The sequence below is a fragment of the Kitasatospora sp. cg17-2 genome (assembly GCF_054031055.1).
This window is the reverse complement of record NZ_CM132923.1, coordinates 3092761-3111192: the sequence shown is the minus strand read 5'-3', so window position 1 is coordinate 3111192 and position 18432 is coordinate 3092761. Positions and strand designations below refer to the sequence as shown.

At 73.1% G+C, this 18432-nt stretch carries 14 protein-coding genes; 5 read left to right on the top strand and 9 right to left on the bottom strand.

All coding sequences use genetic code 11. The features are described from left to right. Positions 1-65: 65 nt before the first annotated feature. Together ACW14Y_RS12630 and glgX are read right to left on the bottom strand one after the other, a co-directional pair. Positions 66-821: a hypothetical protein gene (locus ACW14Y_RS12630; protein ID WP_456986783.1), complete on the bottom strand. Its 756-nt coding sequence runs from the start codon at positions 819-821 to the stop codon at positions 66-68. A gap of 153 nt (positions 822-974) precedes the next feature. Further along, a complete protein-coding gene (gene glgX / locus ACW14Y_RS12625) occupies positions 975-3122 on the bottom strand; it encodes a glycogen debranching protein GlgX (RefSeq protein WP_456986782.1) in 2148 nt (715 codons plus the stop codon). A gap of 587 nt (positions 3123-3709) precedes the next feature. On the opposite strand from glgX, the gene ACW14Y_RS12620 reads away from it, so the two are divergent. Together ACW14Y_RS12620 and ACW14Y_RS12615 are read left to right on the top strand one after the other, a co-directional pair. Continuing rightward, complete coding sequence (locus tag ACW14Y_RS12620) at positions 3710-4990, top strand: SAV2148 family HEPN domain-containing protein (protein WP_380307732.1); 1281 nt, start codon at positions 3710-3712, stop codon at positions 4988-4990. A 172-nt stretch (positions 4991-5162) separates the two neighbouring features. Continuing rightward, positions 5163-6416, top strand: a complete 1254-nt coding sequence (locus tag ACW14Y_RS12615; RefSeq protein WP_456986781.1) for a Dyp-type peroxidase — start codon at positions 5163-5165, stop codon at positions 6414-6416. On the opposite strand, the gene ACW14Y_RS12610 is transcribed toward ACW14Y_RS12615, so the two are convergent. The 3 genes from ACW14Y_RS12610 to ACW14Y_RS12600 all read right to left on the bottom strand — a co-directional run bounded on the left by ACW14Y_RS12610 (position 6413) and on the right by ACW14Y_RS12600 (position 8945). Next, on the bottom strand, positions 6413-6874 hold the full coding sequence (locus ACW14Y_RS12610; RefSeq protein WP_456986780.1) for a hypothetical protein: 462 nt from the start codon (positions 6872-6874) through the stop codon (positions 6413-6415). The two genes, ACW14Y_RS12615 and ACW14Y_RS12610, sit on opposite strands and share 4 nt — an antisense overlap. 116 nt (positions 6875-6990) lie before the next feature. After that, on the bottom strand, positions 6991-8640 hold the full coding sequence (locus ACW14Y_RS12605) for an alpha/beta hydrolase (protein WP_456986779.1): 1650 nt from the start codon (positions 8638-8640) through the stop codon (positions 6991-6993). After that, positions 8637-8945: a hypothetical protein gene (locus ACW14Y_RS12600; protein ID WP_456986778.1), complete on the bottom strand. Its 309-nt coding sequence runs from the start codon at positions 8943-8945 to the stop codon at positions 8637-8639. The genes ACW14Y_RS12605 and ACW14Y_RS12600 overlap by 4 nt, the downstream gene beginning before the upstream one ends. Before the next feature lie 229 nt (positions 8946-9174). Between ACW14Y_RS12600 and ACW14Y_RS12595 the strand changes: the two genes are divergently transcribed. Further along, positions 9175-9876 carry an exonuclease domain-containing protein gene (locus tag ACW14Y_RS12595; RefSeq protein WP_266310699.1) on the top strand — a complete coding sequence of 234 codons (702 nt, stop codon included), beginning with the start codon at positions 9175-9177 and terminating at the stop codon, positions 9874-9876. Here the strand turns inward: ACW14Y_RS12595 and ACW14Y_RS12590 are convergent. The 4 genes from ACW14Y_RS12590 to ACW14Y_RS12575 form a co-directional block, all read right to left on the bottom strand. Further along, a complete protein-coding gene (locus tag ACW14Y_RS12590; protein ID WP_456986777.1) occupies positions 9848-10702 on the bottom strand; it encodes a hypothetical protein in 855 nt (284 codons plus the stop codon). The genes ACW14Y_RS12595 and ACW14Y_RS12590 overlap by 29 nt on opposite strands. A gap of 10 nt (positions 10703-10712) precedes the next feature. After that, positions 10713-11660 carry a DUF3592 domain-containing protein gene (locus ACW14Y_RS12585; protein WP_456986776.1) on the bottom strand — a complete coding sequence of 316 codons (948 nt, stop codon included), beginning with the start codon at positions 11658-11660 and terminating at the stop codon, positions 10713-10715. A gap of 126 nt (positions 11661-11786) precedes the next feature. Next, complete coding sequence (locus tag ACW14Y_RS12580) at positions 11787-12680, bottom strand: phosphotransferase enzyme family protein (protein ID WP_380307744.1); 894 nt, start codon at positions 12678-12680, stop codon at positions 11787-11789. 132 nt (positions 12681-12812) lie between these two features. Next, positions 12813-15080 (bottom strand): MMPL family transporter, encoded by a 2268-nt coding sequence (locus ACW14Y_RS12575; protein ID WP_456988144.1) that lies wholly within the window; start codon positions 15078-15080, stop codon positions 12813-12815. Positions 15081-15636: 556 nt separating this feature from the next. Between ACW14Y_RS12575 and ACW14Y_RS12570 the strand changes: the two genes are divergently transcribed. Both ACW14Y_RS12570 and ACW14Y_RS12565 read left to right on the top strand, forming a co-directional pair. Next, positions 15637-17823, top strand: a complete 2187-nt coding sequence (locus ACW14Y_RS12570; RefSeq protein ID WP_380307746.1) for an MMPL family transporter — start codon at positions 15637-15639, stop codon at positions 17821-17823. Between the two features lie 300 nt (positions 17824-18123). Then, positions 18124-18330 (top strand): cold-shock protein, encoded by a 207-nt coding sequence (locus tag ACW14Y_RS12565; protein ID WP_030391310.1) that lies wholly within the window; start codon positions 18124-18126, stop codon positions 18328-18330. The last annotated feature ends 102 nt before the right edge of the window (positions 18331-18432 follow it).

Sequence of the window (18432 nt, the reverse complement as noted above, 5' to 3'; positions counted from 1 at the left end):
TGCTGGACCGAACAGGTGAGCGGGGCCTGCCGCGGGCGGTGCGGGGGCCGGGCTGCCGCGGGCGCTCAGTGGCCGCGGCGGCGCCACCCCCGGGGCACCGTGAAGTAGCCGGGGCGCTGCGGTCCGCCCGCCCCGGAACGGCCGAGGCACAGGATCCGGCCGTGCTCGGCCCGGGCGGCCCGCACCGCCTCGGCGGCGGCCGGGTCGTCCGCGTACTGGGCGAAGGAGCTGTTGAACATGGTCGGGCTGGGCTCCGCGACCGGCGTCCGGCCGGGCTCGTCCCAGGTCAGGCGCGCCCCCAGGGCTCCCGGCACGGACAGTACGGGGAGCTCGCGCGGCGACCCGTCCGGGTGGCGGCCGCCGTCGCGGTAGTACGCCAGCGCGGCGGCGACCGAGCCGGGCGGGTGCGGCAGCCGGGGGTCGACGTACGCCCCGGTGCGCCAGTCGGCGACGGCGGCCGCGTCGATCCGGCGCAGCAGCTCCGGCGGGTCCAGCGGGGTGGCGAAGTAGGCGGTCGCGGCGAGCTGGCAGACCAGCTCCAGGCGGTGGCCCGGGTCGAGCCCGAGCCCGGGGGTGACCCGGCGGTCGTCCACCTGGGCGACGACGAAGGTGATCCCGTCGACCGCGCCGAGCCGCTGGACCAGCCCGTCGACCAGGGCGCGTTCGGCGGCCCGGGCGGCCTCCGCCGCGGGGGTGCGGGTGCGTGCGAGCACCCACCGGTACGGGGGCGGGCGCCGGACCGTCGCGTCCGCGACCCGGCCCGGGACGGAGAGCAGCGTCCCGAGCAGGAACTCCGCCGTGGTCGTCCGATCGCCCGCCATCGCCCCGCCGCCCCTCGGTCCACCGTGGTCCCCGGGCAGGCTCCGGCCTCCCCGGGGACCACGGTGGCCCGTGCGGCGGCGGATGCGCAAGGGCCGTCGGCGCACCGGTGCACCGTGGGTGCCGGTGCACCGGCGCACCGTGGGTACCGCTGCTCAGGCGGGACGCTGCAGCACCATCAGCGAGCGGTCGGGGAGCCAGAGCGCGTCCCCGGCCTTGACCACCGGGCCCGTCCCCGGCGCGGGCAGCCGGGACTGCGCGGTGTCCACCACGAGCTGCCACTCCTGCCCGTGCCCGGCCGGCACGGTGAACTCCAGCGGCTCGAAGTGCGCGTTGAACATCAGCAGGAAGGAGTCGTCGACGATCCGCCCGCCGCGCCGGTCCGGCTCCGAGATGGCGTAGCCGTTGAGGAAGACGGTGAGCGACTTGGCGTAGCTGGCACCCCAGTTGCGCTTGGTCATCTCCTCCCCGGCGGGCGTGAACCAGGCGATGTCGGTGAGGTCCTCGTACGTGCCGGCCCCGCCGTCCTCCCCGGTGTGCCGCCCCGGGACCGGGCGGCCGTGGAAGAAGCGGCGGCGCCGGAACACCGGGTGGTCGCGGCGCAGCCAGACCATGCCCTGGGTGAACTCCAGCAGCCGGGCGTCCGGCCCGTCCCCGGCCGGCCAGTGCACCCAGGTGAGCGGGTTGTCCTGGCAGTAGGCGTTGTTGTTGCCGTGCTGGGTGCGGCCGAACTCGTCGCCGTGGGAGAGCATCGGCACGCCCTGGGAGAGCATCAGGGTGGCGAGGAAGTTGCGCTGCTGGCGGGCCCGCAGCTCCTCGGTGCCCGGGTCCTCGCTGGGGCCCTCGACGCCGCAGTTCCAGGAGCGGTTGAAGGACTCGCCGTCCCGGTTGTTCTCGCCGTTGGCCTCGTTGTGCTTCTCGTTGTAGGAGACCAGGTCGCGCAGGGTGAAGCCGTCGTGGCAGGTGACGAAGTTGATCGAGGCGATCGGGCGGCGGCCGTCGTCCTGGTAGAGGTCGGAGGAGCCGGTGAGCCGGGAGCCGAACTCGGCGAGGGTGGCGTTCTCGCCGCGCCACAGGTCGCGGACGGTGTCCCGGTACATGCCGTTCCACTCCGTCCACAGCGGCGGGAAGTTGCCGACCTGGTAGCCGCCCTCGCCGAGGTCCCAGGGTTCGGCGATCAGCTTGGCCTGGGAGACCACCGGGTCCTGCTGGACCAGGTCGAAGAACGAGGACAGCCGGTCCACCTCGTGGAACTGCCGGGCCAGGGTGGCGGCGAGGTCGAAGCGGAAGCCGTCGACGTGCATCTCGGTGACCCAGTAGCGCAGCGAGTCCATGATCAGCTGGAGCACGTGCGGGCTGCGCATCAGCAGGCTGTTGCCGGTGCCGGTGGTGTCCTCGTAGAACCGCTGGTCGCGGGCGAGGCGGTAGTAGGAGACGTTGTCGAGGCCGCGCATGGAGAGCGTCGGGCCCAGGTGGTTGCCCTCGGCGGTGTGGTTGTAGACCACGTCGAGGATGACCTCGATGCCGGCCGCGTGCAGGGCCTTCACCATCGACTTGAACTCCTGCACCTGCTGGCCCCGGTCGCCGGTGGAGGAGTAGGAGGAGTGCGGGGCGAAGAAGCCGACGGTGTTGTAGCCCCAGTAGTTGGCCAGCCCGAGGTCCCGCAGCCGGTGGTCGCGGACGAACTGGTGCACCGGCATCAGCTCGATCGCGGTGACGCCGAGTTTGGCGAGGTGCTCGATCACGGCCGGGTGGGCGACACCCGCGTAGGTGCCGCGGATCTCCTCGGGGATGCCCGGGTGCAGTTTGGTCAGGCCCTTCACATGGGCCTCGTAGAGCACCGTGCGGTGGTAGTCGGTGCGGGGCGGCCGGTCGGTGCCCCAGTCGAAGTACGGGTTGATCACCACCGAGTGCATGGTGTGCGGGGCCGAGTCGAGGTCGTTGCGGCGCTCGGGGGCGCCGAAGTGGTAGCCGTAGACCGACTCGTCCCAGTCGATGTGCCCGCTCATCGCCTTGGCGTACGGGTCCAGCAGCAGCTTGGCGCTGTTGTGCCGCTGGCCGAGGCCCGGGTTGTAGGGGCCGTGGACGCGGAATCCGTAGCGCTGGCCCGGCTGGACGCCCGGGAGGTAGGCGTGCCGGACGAAGGCGTCGGTCTCGCGCAGTTCGACGGAGGACTCCGAACCGTCCTCGTCGAGCAGGCAGAGCTCGATCCGGTCGGCGCTCTCCGAGAACACGGCGAAGTTGGTGCCGGCCCCGTCGTAGGTGGCACCGAGGGGGTAGGAGGTCCCTGGCCAGACCTGCATGGTTCCTCGACTTCCTTGCGTAGAAGGAGAACTGACGTGGAGTCCGATGGTCGGGCCCGGACCTCGGAGGCACTCTCTTCCCGGCCTCGCGGCCGGGCATGCGCCGCTCGGGCACCGTGACCCACGGCACACGGCGGCACAGTCCGCATACTCCCCGACGCTTCCCCCGACGGCGGGGCCATTTGTGCCGTATTCGCCCGAACGGGTGTCCGCGCGCGTCGTCGGGGGCCGTCGGGGGCGGCCGACGGGGCGCCGCGGGCCCGTCGAGGCGTCGGTCGCGGGGCTTTCGTGGTGGGCGGGGCGGATGAGACGGTTGGGGTGTCCCGTCGGCCCGGCCGCCGCCGTGCCCCAACCGGCTGCGGGCGGTTCGCGGCGGGCAGTACCCTTGATCGTCCGGCTGTTCGGGACTCATGGCGATCCATCAGGCGAACCGTCGGCGAACCGGCGGTGCGTCGGAGGTGCGCCGTCCGGTCCTCGGGCCGTTCGGTGCGCGGCCGTCCGACCGGTCGGACGGCAGGCAGACAGACAGGCAGACAGCTCCGAGCGGCCCCGGCCGGCGCTCACGACAGGAACCAGGTGAGGTGCGCATGGTGTTCCCCGCCGGCGGTCGTGGCGGTGGGCCCGGCGGCCCCGACCGTGGCGGCGCCCGCAGCGAGGCGCCGACGGTGGTCATGCGCCCCGCCCTGACCGGCGGGCGCTCGCTCGTCCCCGCCCAGGGCGGGCCGGTCGAGGTCCCCGCGCTCGCCTGGTCCGGCGCCGAGTGGGAGGACGCCTACCAGCGGGTCAGGCTCTCCGGCCGCGCCTACGTCTGGCTCAACCTGGTCGAGCAGCGGCTCCGCTCGCTCGTCGACGAGGTGCTGCACCCGATCTACGCGCCCGCCCACGGCGAGGACTGGGTCACCGCCGCGGCCGGACCGGCCGGCGAGGAGTGGGCCCACCGGGCCGGCGCCGTCCGCGAGGTCAGCCGCCGCAAGGGCTACCTGCTCGACCCGGCCGACGACGACCCGCTGGTCTTCCTCACCCTGCCGCAGCTGCGCGAACTGATGGTCCAGCACTGGCCCTGCTTCGAGCCGTACCTGGCCGACCGCCGGGAGATCGAGCTGGCCCTCGACGAGCTGGAGGTCGCCCGGCACGTCGTCTCCCGCAACCGCGTCCTCACCCCGACCGTCCTCGCCCAGGCCGAACGGGCCGCCGCCCGGCTGCTGGCCCTGCTCGACGGCGGCACCGGGGCGGTGCCCGCGGACGTGGTCGAGTCCCTGGTCGCCGGCCGCTACGCGGACGTCGTCGCCGTCCACCCCGACCGGGTCCGGCTGCAGCGGGACCTGCCGGTCGAGGACCTCCTCGACGGCGCCCGGCGGCTCGACGCGCTCGGCATCGGCCTCGGCATGCTCTGCCAGAACTACACCGGCAAGCGGCTGGTCCGGCTCGCCACCGAGGGCTGCCGGGTCCGGCTGCTCTTCCTCAACCCGGCCAGCAGCGCCGTCCGCCGCCGCGAGCGCGAACTCGGGCTCGGACGCGGCGAGCTGGGCCGCTCCATCCAGATGAACATCCTGCACGTCCGCCGGGTCCGGGCCGCGCTGCGCGACCAGGGCGGCTTCGAGATCCGGGTGTTCGACGAGACCCCGAGGTTCACCGCCTACCTGGTCGAGGGCACGCCGGCGGGAGCGACCGCCCCCGGCGGCCGGCGGCAGGTCCGCGACCTCGGTGTCGTCCAGCCGTACCTGCGCCGCGCCCGGGGCATGGAATCGCCCGCCCTGGTCCTGCGCGGCGGCGCCGGCCAGGAGCCCGGCGGCACCGACCCCGGACTGCTGGAGGTCTACCGCGAGGAGTTCGAGGGCATCTGGGCGGACTCCCGCCCGGTCTCCTGAGTCGGGTCTCCTGAGCCGGACCTGCTGGGCCGGGCCTGCCGGGCCGGGCCTCCTCCTTCCGGAGGCGAGCGGAGGCGGGGCGACGCGGGCGTTGCTAGCGTCGGGCCCATGATCAGCGGCCCGGCTCCGGGCCCGCCCGCCCCCGTGCTCCGCCGCCCCGGAAGGCCCGCCGTTGACCGGTCAGTACACGAGCGAGCCGGGCGCCCCCGCCTCCTCGCGCCGCAGCTTCGTCCGCACCGCGCTCGGCGCCGGAGCCGCCGGAGCCCTCGCCCTCGGCACCCCGGGCCCCGCCGCGGCCGCACCCGCCGCCACCGCCGGGCGGATCCCCTTCCACGGCGTCCACCAGGCCGGCATCCTCAACCCGCCGCCCGGCTACGGCACGTTCCTCGCCCTCGACGTCCACGTCAACGACCGCGCCGCACTGGCCGCCCTGCTGCGCACCCTGACCGACCGGATCCGCTTCCTCACCGACGGCGGCACCCCGCCCGACCTCAGCCCCGGCGCCGCGCCCGCCGACAGCGGCACCCTCGGCCCCGCCGCCCTCCCCACCGACGACCTCACCGTCACCGTCGGCGTCGGCGCCTCCCTCTTCGACGCCCGCTACGGCCTCGCCGACGCCCGCCCCGCCGGGCTCACCGCGATGCGCGCCTTCCCCAACGACGGCCTGCGCCCCGCCGAGTGCCACGGCGACCTCTCCCTCCAGGTCTGCGCCACCAGCCGGGACACCGTCCAGCACGCGATCCGCGACCTGCTGCGCGCCACCAGCAAGTCGCTCAGCCCGCGCTGGCAGCTCGACGGCTACCAGAACCGCGCCCGCCCCGCCGGCGCCGCCCGCAACCTGCTCGGCTTCAAGGACGGCATCCAGAACCCCGACACCGGCTCCGCCCCGCAGATGGACGCCCTGGTCTGGGTCGGCGCCGACGCCGGTGGACCGGCCTGGGCCGTCGGCGGCACCTACCAGGTGATCCGCGCGATCCGCACCCTGGTCGTCCCGTGGGACGAACTGCCCCTGCGCGAGCAGGAGCGGATCATCGGCCGCCGCAAGTCCGACGGCGCCCCGCTCGGCCGCACCAAGGAGGGCGACACCCCCGACTACACCCAGGACCCGAACGGCGCCGTGATCGCCCTCGACTCCCACATCCGCCTCGCCAACCCCCGCACCGACGCCACCCGCGCCGACCGCATCCTGCGCCGCGCCTTCAACTACGACCGGGGCCTCGACGCGGGCGGCGTCCCCGAGCTCGGCCTCGCCTTCTGCTGCTACCAGCGCGACATCGCCCGCCAGTTCGAGACCGTCCAGACCCGCCTGATCGACGAACCCCTCGCCCGCTTCCTCCGCCCCACCGGCGGCGGCTACTTCTACGTCCTCCCCGGCGCCCAGGACCCCACCGACTGGCTCGGCCGCACCCTCCTGGCCCCGGCCTAGCCGGGGTTCGGCGAAGCGGAGGGAGGCATCAGGCAGGGGGTGGTGACGCTCAGCGCCATGCGCTTGTCGCTGGTGCTGTCGACCGTGGCGTAGTACCGGCTCGCGGGGTGGCGGGCACCGAGTGCGGCGAACGGCTTCTCGGCCGTCGCCTCCCGGAATTCGGTGATCGTCAGCCCTTCTCCCGCCAGTAGGTCACGGGCGCTGCGGACGACCTCGTTGTGCCGGGCGATGCCCGCGACGTCGCTGTGGACGAAGTACAGGAGCGTGTAGCGGTCGTCGGGCGCGGACTCCCCGTTCTTGCCGACGCACGGGTTGAACCCGATCTCCTCCGGCTCGTCGTTGATTCGGATGCCGGCCGACTGCGTGACGTGGCCCATGAGCTGCCGCGCCCAGTCCAGGGCCTCCTGCCGGGACTTCACGGGCAGCGGGTCGTTCTTTCCGGGGGTGGTGCTGGACATGCAGGCTCCAAGGGTTGCGGCCATCAGTGCGACGGCCAGCAGGATCCTCGGCCGACCTCTGCGGCCGGCTCGACGGAAGGACGGGCGGGTCATGGGCTTCTCTCTCCGGAGCGGGCTCAATGCCAGAGGGGGATGAACCCTCCGATATTGATCTCCTTGGGTTCCACCTTCGGCGGCTGCTGGACGATGATCTTTCCTTGGTTGTGGAGGCTGTCGGATTTGTCGTCCCAGTAGCCGCCGTGGCCGGAGGTGTCGGTGTAGAGGTTGTTGCCGCCGAACCCGATGGTGTGCGGGCCGGGGCCCAGGGTCAGCCCACCCGCGAAGCGCGTCATGTCGTCCTCGGCCTCCGAGATCCAGACGTGGTTCGGGTCGATGTGCAGTTGCTTGGCGTTGTCGACACCCATACCAGGGCTGCCGAGGGTGACGATGTCGTCGGCGTGCAGTCCGTCGCCGCCGCTGGCCGCGACGCCCACGGCGTAACTGCCGTAGCTGTGGGCGATATAGGTGACATGACTCTTGGGTTCCCCGTGGGAGACCCGGAGTCCGTCCGAGAAGCGCCGCATGTCCTCGGCGCCGTCGATCCCCCGCCGCGGGTTGGCCGCCTTCGGAATGCTCTCCGGGGTGTCGTAGCCGAGGTAGGAGATCACCGAAACGGTCTCACCGGCGTTCGCGTGGCCCTTGGCGATCCGCTGCAACTGCCTGATCCGGTCGATCTGCCCCGGCACGCCGGCGAACTCCGTGTTCGTCCCCGGCACGAACACGGCCGTGTGCGTGGCCTTGTCCGGGTTGCCGGTGGCGACGATCGCGCGGCCGTCGCCGGCGTACGCCTCGGGGTCGATGCCCAGGAGGAACATCCGGTGCTCCTCGTCCCGGGCGTCGGCGGTCTCCGCCAGCTTGCCCTTGATGGACCGGAGGGCGGCCACGCGCTGGTCGTAGGCCTGCTGAGAAAGGCCGAAGGACGCAGGGGTTCCGGTCTCCAGCGCGTCGAGTTTCTGGTCCAGGACGAGGCGGTTCGCCTCGTCGCGCGCGACGGCGGGCAAACCGTCCAGGTTTCCGATCTTCGCGGCGTTCAGCGCCAGGTAGGTCTCCTGCTGGTCCGTCGACAGGCCCTTCCACCAGTCGGCGTTCTGCTTCGGGTCCTTGCCGTCGGGAATGTAGGCGTCGGCCAGGCCGAGGTCCTTCATGACGTCAGCGGCGTCCGTTCGGGTCTCCGCGAGGGCGCCGCTCGCGCGTTCGGGGGAGAGGATGTCGGCGCCGAGGCGGCCGAGTGCGGTGTTGCCCTGGTCGCTCGCCCGCTGGGCGTCCTTCAGGGCGGCGTCGATCCGCGCCTGGAGCTCGCCCTTGAGGCCCGTGAGGGTCCGGCGCGCCGCCTGCGCGTCAGGGTCGTTGTGCTCCCCGGCCTCCTCGGGCGGCAGCCCGACGACACCGTCGGCCGAGACGACGAGGCCGGAGTCCTGGGCACGGTGGACGGCGTTCGTCAGATTGGTCTGCGCCTGGTACATCCGGTCGGCGACCGTGTTCAGCGTCAGCGCGACGGCCTCGGCCTCCACCTTGATCACGTCCAGTTGCTGCTCGGTGAGAGCCATGAACTCGAACGCGGAGTTGGCGTCGGAGCCCGTCCAGTGGGCGTGGAGGGGTCCGTTGACCTGGTTGCGGTGGCGGTTGCCGGTGCTCTCGGCCGCGTGGGCGAGCGCCTTCCAGCCCTTTGCGGCGTCGCGGGGCACCTGGGGGTCGAACTTCAGCAGCAGCTCGTACCCGCCGGTCACTTCGGCTCCTGCGGCTTGCTCCAGGTGCCGGCGACGGCCTGCTCGGTGTTCGCGTGTGCCGCGGCGTTGGCACGGAGCTTCGTGGAGGTGTCCGCGATGCGTTGGCGGACGGCGGCCAGCGGCGCGGCCCAGTCGGCCCCGAGTTGCTGGAGCCCGCCCGCGATCGACCAGCCGGTGAGCCGGCCGGAGGCCGCGGTGGTCGCGGTCAGCGCGGTACGGACCGGACTCTCGAATTCCTGGGCGAGGGTGCCCGCGAGATTCGCGGAGGCGTCCAGCTCGCCTGTACTGACCCTGACGTCGGCCATACGTCTCCCCCCGGAGCGACATGCGCGGACAGGGCCGAGCCGTCCCCCGAAGGCCCACCCTTGAATACTTTCTGTCAGACCGAGACTACTCATTCGGTATGACGAGTACTACCGCGGGATGGTTCTGTGAGGCTCCGGTGGTCGTGCGGCGAGGACCCAGGGGCCGGATTGTCGGAGGGGCGGGTGATGATAGGGGCTGTTCGAGTGGAGGACGGAAGGACGCATTCCTATGAGCTGGTGGCAGCAGCCACTGGTCGGCTTCGACCTGGAGACCACGGGTACCGACCCGGCCGTGGACCGGATTGTCACGGCCGCCCTCGTGGACACCGTCGGGGACCGCCGGCTGGATGCCACCGGGTGGCTGCTCGACCCGGGGGTGCCGATCCCCGCCGAGGCGGCGGCGATCCACGGGATCGGGGACGACCTGGCGCGGGCCAAGGGGCGGCCCGCCAAGGAGGCGGTGGACGAGATAGCCGCCGCGCTGTGCGCGCGGCTCGCCGAGGGGCGGGCGGTGGTGGCGTTCAACGCCCCGTTCGACCTGTCGATGCTCGACGCCGAGCTGCGCCGGCACGGGCTGCCGGCGCTGGCCGAGCGGCTCGGCGGGCCGGTCGTGCCGGTGCTCGACGCCCTGGTGATCGACCGCGCGGTGGACAAGTACCGCAAGGGCTCGCGGACCCTGCAGCGGGTCTGCGAGGTGTACGGGGTCGAGCTGACCGACGCCCACGAGGCGGGCAGTGACGCCCTCGCCGCGGTCCGGGTCGCGGTCGCCCTCGCCGAGCGCTACCCCGAGCAGGTCGGCGCCGTCCCGGTGGCCGAGCTCCACGCCCGGCAGGTCGACTGGCACCGGGCCTGGGCCGAGGACCTCCAGGCCTGGCTCCGCCGGGCCAAGGACCCGGAGGCGGTCATAGACCCCCGCTGGCCCCTGCGCTGAGCCCGGTCCGCAGCAGCAGGGCCTTGGCGGCGGCGAACTCGGCGGCGTCGAGGGCGCCCTCGCGGTGCAGGGCGGCGAGGAGGGCGAGCTCGTTGCCGGGCGACCGGGTGCCGACCGCACCGGTGACGGGGACCACCGCGGCCGACGGGTCCAGCGGATCGTGGCGGACGGTCACCTCGCCGCCGACGGCCGGCAGGGCGTAGACCGGGTACCGCCCGGCGTGGGTGAGGGTGCACGACCGGCCGTCCGGACCGGGGTAGCGGACCGTGAGCCGCAGTCGGTGCGGCCCGGTGCCGCGGCCGCGCTGCTCGCGGCCGACGTACGCGACCTCGGTGACCGTGCCGGTGACGGTGACGCCGCCGGCGTGCAGTCGCGCGGCGAGGGTGAGCTCGCGCAGGTGGTCCCGGTTCTCGCGCCGGATCCGCCGCTCGCCGCGGACCCCCGCGACCACGGTGAGCAGCCCGAACGCCGCGGCCACCGCGAACAGCCAGGGGTGCGCCGAACCATTGCCGAGGGCGGCGCCGAGGAGGGCCAGGGAGACCGCTCCCGCCGAGGCCGCCCCGAGCGGCAGGCGCTGGGGCTTCTCGGGTTCGCGCTTCTCGGCCAGGACGAGGGCGCTGAACAGACCGAGCAGACACAGGTACACGCCACCGACGAGGGCCGACGCGGTGAGGGTGCCGTCGCAGCTCGCCTCCGGGCGGCAGGCCGCGTGGTCGACCGAGCGGATCCAGCCCGTGCCGAGGGTCCAGCCGCCGAGGGCGGTGAGGAGGCCGAGCACCAGCACGAGGAACTTCCGGGCTCCGCCCACTCTGCGCGCGTTCGTCATTGCGCGGACCCTAGCGCCGTTCGTCCGCCCCCGGACGAACGCGCGGGTGAACGACGGCGTCCTGCGGGGGATACGGCGGGTGGACCGGTACGGAGGAGTCGCCCGTCAGCAGCAGGGCCTTGGCGGCGGCGAACTCGGCGGCGTCGAGGGCGCCCTCGTGGTGCAGGGCGGCGAGGCGTTCGAGGGCGCCGACCACGTCGCCGTCCTGCGGGGAGGTGGTGGGGGCGGCGAGGGTGACGCGGAGGTTCTCCGGATCGGCGGGGTGGTAGCGGACTTCGGCCCGGTCGCCGGGGCGCGGGGGGAAGTGCAGCGGGAAGGTGTCGACGGTGGTGGCCGTGCGGTCGGCGCCGTCGGCGTCGCGGAACCCGACGGTGACGCGCAGCTCGGGGTCGTCGTTGTAGGTCGCCCCGGTGGTGACGACGTGGGTGATCCGGGCCGGGACGGTGATGCCCTCCCGCTCCAGCCGGTCCTGCTCCGCGGCCGCCAGCCGGTGGGCCCGCCAGCGGCGGGCGCCGCGCCGGTCCAGGGCGGCGGTGAGCAGGGCGAGCGGGAGGACGGGCGCGAGCAGCCAGGGCCGGGAGGTGCCCCTGGCGAGGGCCGCGCCGAGCAGGCCGACGGCCAGGCAGCCGAGCAGGACGCCCCGGTCGGAGGTGGCCGAGGGCTCCGTGGTGGGGGCGTCGCCGTGGGCGGTGCTGGCGGCGGCCACCAGGGCGGCCAGCCAGAGCAGGGGGCCGGTGACGAGCAGGCCGACGGTGGGCGGTGCGGCGCAGTGCCGTTCGGCCCCGCAGGCGTCGGTGGCGAGCGCCCGGACGAGGCCGGTGGCGGTGAGCCACCCGGCGGCCGCGGTGAAGGGGGCGATCACCAGGAGTCCGACGACCCGGGCGCGGCCGAGGCGGGGACCGGGACCGGCTGCGGGGCGGCCGTCGGTGACGTCGGCGTTGGCGTTGGCGGTGGCCATGGCGCGGAGTCTAGGGCCTACCGGTGAACGGGCGTACGGGAGTTCCGGCGTCCGGGCGGCCGTCGGCACGGCCGCCCGGTGCGCGGTCGGAGCGGGTGTGGGAGAGCGGCTGCCGGAGAGCGGCTGTCAGAACGGGTACCAGCGCACCTCGGTCGCGCCCGTCCGCAGCGAGTCGACCCGACGGCGGAACTCGGCCAGGGCCGCCGGGTTGCCCGGGGCCTGCTGGGCGACCCAGGAGGCGCTGGCGGTCTCCCTGGCCCCGCGCAGCACCGCGAAGCCGGGCCACTCGCGCACGTCCCAGCCGTACGCCCCGGTGAACTCCCGGTACTCCTCGTCCGGCACGCCGTACCGGTCGTGGCTGAGCGCGAGCACCACCAGGTCGTGCTCGCGCAGGTCGTGCGCGACGAACTCCAGGTCGAGCAGGACGGGCCCGTCCGGGCCGACGTGGACGTTGCGCGGCAGCGCGTCGCCGTGGATCACCCCGGTCGGCAGGTGCGGGACGAGCTCGGCCGCCGCGGTGGTGAAGGAGTCCCGGCGGTCGCGCAGGAAGTCGACGTCGGCCGGGTCGACGTGGCCCTCGGCGGAGGCGAGCCAGCGTTCGACGGGGGCGAGCAGGTCGCGGCGGCCGAGGGCGAACGGCGGGTCGGGCAGCCGGTGCACGGCGTGCAGCAGCGGGGCGAGGTCCACCGGGCGGGCGGGCCGCTCGGCGGGGGCGAGCCGGTGCCAGAAGGTGACCGGGTGTCCGTCGGCGAGCCTCGGCCCGTCCGGCACCGCGTCGTAGGGGCGGACCACCGGGACGCCGTGGCCGGCCAGCCAGTCGGCGACGGCGAGTTCGCGGCGGGCCCGGTCGCGCAGTTCGGGCGCGCGGCCGACCTTGGCGACCACGGCCGGGTCGCCGAGGTCGAAGACGGCGTTCTCGCCGAGGGCGAGCAGCCGGGCGTCGGCCGGGTCGGGCAGGCCGGCGGACTCGCAGGCACGGGCGAGCAGCAGCCGCGCCCGCCCCTCGTCGAAGCGGAGCATGAGGGTCGGTTTCCTTCGTGACAGCCGGGTGAGGACGGGCGATCATTCTGGCAAACGGGTGCCGGGCCCCGCGCGACGCGGGGCCCGGCGGGTGTCCGGGGTCTGCGGGCCCGGGGGCCCGGCGGGGAAGGGTCAGACCCCGATCCGGCGGTGCCGGGCCTGCGGGACGTGCGGTTCGGCGGTGGCGGCAGCGCCGGTGGCGGGCGGGGCGAGCGGGGCACCGGTCCCGAGCGGCGGGACGCTCTCGCCGTGGGAGAAGTCGGGCAGCCAGGCGAGCCAGCGCGGCAGGTACCAGTTGCGCTCGTCGAGCAGGGTCATCACCGAGGGCAGCAGCACCGCGCGGATGATCGTCGCGTCGATCAGCACCGCGACCGCGAGGCCGACGCCCATCTGCTTCATGGCCTGCATGGAGAGGGTGCCGAAGACCGCGAAGACCGCCACCATGATCACGGCCGCGCTGGTGACCACCCCGGCCGTGGAGCGGATGCCGTGGGCGATCGCGGCCCGGGTGGGCAGGCCCCGGTCGCGGCCCTCCTTGATCCGGGAGACCACGAAGACGTGGTAGTCCATCGAGAGGCCGAAGAGGATCACGAAGAGGAACAGCGGCACCCAGGACTCGACCGCGCCGACGCCCGCGGTGCCGAGCAGCGAGGCCCCGACACCGTGCTGGAAGACCAGGGTCAGCACCCCGTACGCCGCGCCGACCGAGAGCAGGTTGAGCACCACGGCGGTCCCGGCGACGGCCAGCGAGCGGAAGGAGGTGAGCATGAGCAGGAAGGCGAAGGCCACCACGAAGCCGAAGACCACCGGCATCGAGCCGGTCATCTTGGCGTTGAAGTCGTAGGAGCCGGCGGTGCGGCCGGTGACCGGGGCCTCGGTGCCGGGCACCGCGAGCACGGTGGCGGGCACGAGGTCCTCGCGCAGGGTGCGCAGGGCGGCGTTGCTGACCGCGTCGTTGCCGCTGCCGTTGAGCGGGATGTCGACGGTGGCGACGTTCTGCTCGGGGTGGACGGTGACGTCGACCGGTCCGTGCATCCGGCCGGAGGCCAGGGCGCGGGCCTTGAGGTCGGCGATCGCGGCGGTCATCGCGGGGGAGTCGATGTCGGTGGCCTTGATCACCACGGAGGCGGGCGCGGGGCTGCCGGGGAAGGCCGCCTCGATCTTCTGCGAGACGGCGACCAGCTCGTTGCCCTTGGGCAGCTGCTGCTGGAAGGTCAGGTTGGCGGTGTGCATGGTGAGCAGCGGCGCGGCCAGGGCGATCAGGACGGCGCCGGACAGGGCGGCGGCGGCCAGCGGGCGGCGCAGCACCGGGGTGAGCACGGCGTTCCAGAACCGGCCGCCGGTGGTGGCGGCGTCGGGGCGGCGCAGTCGGCGCAGGAAGGGCACCCGGCCCTTGTCGACCCGGTCGCCGAGCATCGAGAGCAGTGCGGGCAGCACGGTGAGCGAGCCGAGCACGGCGGTGACGACGACCACGATGGTGGCGTACGCCATGGCCTTGAACTCGGCGATGCCGGTGAGGAACATGCCGGCCATGGCGATCACCACGGTGACGCCGGAGACCAGCACGGCCCGGCCGCTGGTGGCGGCGGCGATCCGCAGCGCGGTGTCGAGGTCGCGTCCGGCGGCCCGCTCCTCGCGTTCGCGGCGCAGGTAGAAGAGGCAGTAGTCGACGCCGACGGCGAGGCCGACCAGCAGCATCACCGAGCTGGCGCTGTTGCTGGTGTGCAGGAGCCCGCTGCTGAGGGCGACGAGTCCGCCGGCCGCGACGAAGGCGGTGATCGCGAGCAGGACGGGCAGGACGGCGGCGACCAGCGCGCCGAAGGCGACCAGCAGGATGCCGAGGGCGAGCGGGACGGCCGTCCACTCGGCACGGGCGAAGTCGTCGGCGAACTGTTCGTCCATCCACTTGCCGGAGCTGGCGTCGCCGAGTTCGACCACGGTGAGGTCGGGGTGCTGCTTCTGGACGGCGGCGACGGCGTCGACCACGGCGCCGACGTTCGCGGTGGCCTCCTCGTGGTCGCCCCGCACGGTGAGCTGGACGAGCGCGGAGCGGCCGTCGGCGGAGACGGCCCTGGTGTCGTACGGGGAGCGGACGTCGCCGGCCTTGCCGGTGCCGTTGACCCCGGCGATCACCTGGTCGACGACGGCGCGGAAGGCGGGGGAGTCGGCGGTCCGGTCGGTGCTCTGGATCAGGACGGTCTCGGTGGAGGGGGACTTGAGTCCGGCCCGGTCGAGGATCTGGGCGGCCCGGGAGACCTGGCCGGGCATCGCCTCGGCCTCGTCGACCTGGGTGCTGCCGTGCAGGCCGCCGAGGAAGGTGGCGAGGACGACGAACAGCAGCCAGCCGAAGACGGCGGTCTTTCTGTGCCGGGCGCTCCAGGCGCCCATGGCGGCGGCCATGCCGGGCTTGGTCTTCACGGTTCCCCCTGGAAGAGCGGCCGGCGCCGGTGGCGGGCGCGGGCCGGGTGTGCGGCGGTGGTCGGCCGCCGGAGTGGGGCGCAGGGTGCGGTCCGGCGCCGTGATCGACACTAGGGAAGCGGCTGCTGACGGGGTATCCGGCTGGCGGGGGAGTGCTCCCTGTGGTCTTCCTCGGGGGTGGGGTGGGGTTTTCCCTACCCGGCAACCCTGATATCTCCTCCTGGGGTGAGGGGAGCAAGCTCCACCCTGAGGGGGAGCCGTCTCCACCCCGAGTACGAGGGCAAGCCGGTCCTCCGCACGCGAAAATGGCCCGGGGACACTTTGCGGCGTCCCCGAGGGGGTCGGACTGCGGCAACGGGGTCACGGGGAAAACTGCTTGCCGGTCGGCTAGCAAGTGACCGTAGGATGAGTCCCTCTGAGTACTTACCTGCCGACCGGCTAGACCTGTGCCCCGCACACGTCGGGCCGATCCGATCCGTCGCCCGACGTCCCGTCCCCCGAGGGCTGCGGTGAACCATGCCCAGGAGGCATCACGAGCATGTTCCACCGACTAGGACATTTTGTCGTCCGTCGCGCCTGGTGGGTGATCGCGGCGTGGGTCGTCGCGATGATCGCCATCGCCGTCTCGGCCCCGAAGATCACGGCCCAGACCGACGAGGCCGCATTCCTCCCCAAGCACTACGAGTCCATCCAGGCCGCGCAGTTGCAGGAGAAGGCGTTCCCGGCGAACTTCACGCCCTCCGCGCTCGCCCTGTTCGAGCGCAACGACGGCGCCCCGCTGACGGCCGCCGACAAGGCCGCCGTGGCGAAGATCGTCCAGGGCCTCACCGACAAGAAGATCGAGCACGTCGAGCAGATCGTCCCGGTCAGCGACCAGACGACCTCCAAGGACGGCAAGTACGCCCTGGCGCCGATCGCCATCGACAAGACCACCCAGAACTCGGAGAAGTTCGGCGAGGTCGCCAAGTCGGTCCGTGACGAGGGCAAGAAGCTCGCCGAGGGCACCGACCTGAAGTACCAGCTCGGCGGCCAGGCCGCCCAGCAGCTGGACCAGAAGGAGTCCTCCGGCGCGGCCGACGCCGTCATCGCCATCAGCAGCGTCCTCCTGGTCGCGATCATCGTCGGCCTGATCTTCCGCAGCGTGCTGGCCGGCCTCCTGCCGGTGCTGCTCTCGCTGATGATCGCGATGCCGACCGCGAACGGCCTGATCGCCTACGCCACCAAGGCGTTCGACCTGAAGTCCACCCCGGTGCTGTCGGCGATCCTGATCGTCGTCGTGCTCGGTGTCGGCACCGACTACTTCCTGTTCCTCGCCTTCCGCTACCGCGAGCGGCTGCGGGCGGGCGACACCCGGCAGGAGGCCGTGGTCAACGCCGTCGGCCGGGTCGGCGAGGCCATCGCCTCCGCGGCCGGCGCGGTCACCGTCGCCTTCGCGGTGCTGATCCTCTCCAGCCTCGGCATGTTCAAGGCGCTCGGCCCGGCGCTGGCCATCGCGGTCGTCGTCACCGCCTTCTCCTCGCTCACCCTGGTGCCGGCCGTGCTCACGGTCATCCCGGCCCGCGGTGTGTTCTGGCCCGGCAAGAAGTGGATGCACGAGCCGAGCGACGCCCGGTTCGCCGCCCTCGGCCGCGTCGTCGAGAAGAAGCCGGCCCTGGTGGCCGTCGCCTCCGGCGGCGTGCTGCTGGCCCTGACCGCCGGTGCCCTCGGTTACAACGGCACCTTCGACCTCGCGGGCAGCTCCATGCCCAAGACCGCGGAGTCGATGGTCGTCCAGGACAAGCTGGTCAACGGCTTCTCGGCCGGTGCCGCGGACCCGACGCACGTCTACCTGACGGTCGACGGCGGGGCGAAGCTCGACCAGGGCTCGTTCGGCGGTTTCGCCGCCAAGCTCGCGGCCGTCCCCGGCGTCGCCGAGGCCCCCGCGACGCCGCAGCTCAGCAAGGACGGCGCGACGGCGGACTTCACCGTCCTGCTCAAGAACGAGCCGTCCAGCAACGACGCGATCGACACGGTCACCGAGCTGCGCAAGGTCGCCCACGCCGAGGCGCCGTCCGGCACCGAGGCGAAGGTCGGCGGCATCTCCGCGATCTACAAGGACATCAACCTGGCGATGTCCCACGACTACAAGCTGGTGTTCCCGATCGCGGGTCTGCTGATCCTGCTGATCCTGGCCCTCCAGCTGCGCAGCGTGGTCGCCCCCTGGTACCTGATGGCCTCGGTGGGCCTCGGCTTCACCGCGACCCTCGGCTCCTCGACCCTGCTGTTCCAGAACATCAAGGGCGAGCACGGCATGATGTTCATGCTGCCGATCCTGATCTACCTCTTCGTGGTGGCGATCGGGACCGACTACAACATCCTGATCATCGCCCGACTGCGCGAGGAGGCCCGCGCGGGCCGCTCCCCGCGCGAGGCGGCCCGCGAGGCCGTGCGCCACGGCGGCCCGACCGTCGCGGCGGCCGGCTTCATCCTGGCGGTGTCGTTCGCGACCTTCATGCTCGCGGGCAACATCTTCATGCTGGAGTTCGGCTTCGGCATGGCCTTCGGCATCGCCCTGGCGGCCTTCGTGATGGCGATGTTCTTCACGCCGGCGCTCACCGCGCTGGTCGGCAAGGCGGCCTGGTGGCCCGGTCACGGCGGCGACGCCACCGGTGGTCACGGCGAGGCCGTTCCGGCGGCGGGCGCGCCCAGCGCCCACGGTCTGCCGGAGTCGGCCGGGCGGCGCTGACCGCCTTTCCCACCAGCGCTGACACGGACGGCGCCCGCCCTCGCGGCGGGCGCCGTTTGCCCGTTCCGCCGATCCGGCAAACGTGATCTGTGCGGCAGAAACTCCCCGGTCAATCGGGGTGCGGACGTGCTAGAGTCGTATCAGTTGCAGTTTTGGTTCCCATGAACGTATGTGTGCGCCTGCTGGTACCAACCAACAGGCGCATTTGTTTTGTCCGGTGTTTCAGCCTCCGGATGGGGATCGCGGCTACTTGGGGTCCACGAGGTGTGGGCTCCGATGCCCCAGTTAGAGGAGACGGTTATGGCTACCGGCACCGTGAAGTGGTTCAACAGCGAAAAGGGCTTCGGCTTCATCGAGCAGGAGACTGGCGGCCCGGACGTGTTCGCCCACTACTCGAACATCACGGCTCAGGGTTTCCGTGAGCTGCTCGAGGGCCAGAAGGTCGAGTTCGACGTCACCCAGGGCCAGAAGGGCCCGCAGGCCGAGAACATCCGCGTCATCGGCTGACGTCAGCCTCCGCTGACGCGCGATTTCGCGTAGCGAGGGCCCGCACCGCACGGTGCGGGCCCTCGCTCATGCCGCCGAACGGCCGGGGCGGCGAACTCCTTT

Coding starts and splice junctions, on each gene's coding strand:
- ACW14Y_RS12630 (WP_456986783.1), bottom strand. CDS start 821: ATGGCGGGCGATCGGACGACCACGGCGGAGTTCCTGCTCGGGACGCTG.
- glgX (WP_456986782.1), bottom strand. CDS start 3,122: ATGCAGGTCTGGCCAGGGACCTCCTACCCCCTCGGTGCCACCTACGAC.
- ACW14Y_RS12620 (WP_380307732.1), top strand. CDS start 3,710: ATGGTGTTCCCCGCCGGCGGTCGTGGCGGTGGGCCCGGCGGCCCCGAC.
- ACW14Y_RS12610 (WP_456986780.1), bottom strand. CDS start 6,874: ATGTCCAGCACCACCCCCGGAAAGAACGACCCGCTGCCCGTGAAGTCC.
- ACW14Y_RS12600 (WP_456986778.1), bottom strand. CDS start 8,945: ATGGCCGACGTCAGGGTCAGTACAGGCGAGCTGGACGCCTCCGCGAAT.
- ACW14Y_RS12595 (WP_266310699.1), top strand. CDS start 9,175: ATGAGCTGGTGGCAGCAGCCACTGGTCGGCTTCGACCTGGAGACCACG.
- ACW14Y_RS12590 (WP_456986777.1), bottom strand. CDS start 10,702: ATGACGAACGCGCGCAGAGTGGGCGGAGCCCGGAAGTTCCTCGTGCTG.
- ACW14Y_RS12585 (WP_456986776.1), bottom strand. CDS start 11,660: ATGGCCACCGCCAACGCCAACGCCGACGTCACCGACGGCCGCCCCGCA.
- ACW14Y_RS12580 (WP_380307744.1), bottom strand. CDS start 12,680: ATGCTCCGCTTCGACGAGGGGCGGGCGCGGCTGCTGCTCGCCCGTGCC.
- ACW14Y_RS12575 (WP_456988144.1), bottom strand. CDS start 15,080: ATGGCCGCCGCCATGGGCGCCTGGAGCGCCCGGCACAGAAAGACCGCC.
- ACW14Y_RS12570 (WP_380307746.1), top strand. CDS start 15,637: ATGTTCCACCGACTAGGACATTTTGTCGTCCGTCGCGCCTGGTGGGTG.
- ACW14Y_RS12565 (WP_030391310.1), top strand. CDS start 18,124: ATGGCTACCGGCACCGTGAAGTGGTTCAACAGCGAAAAGGGCTTCGGC.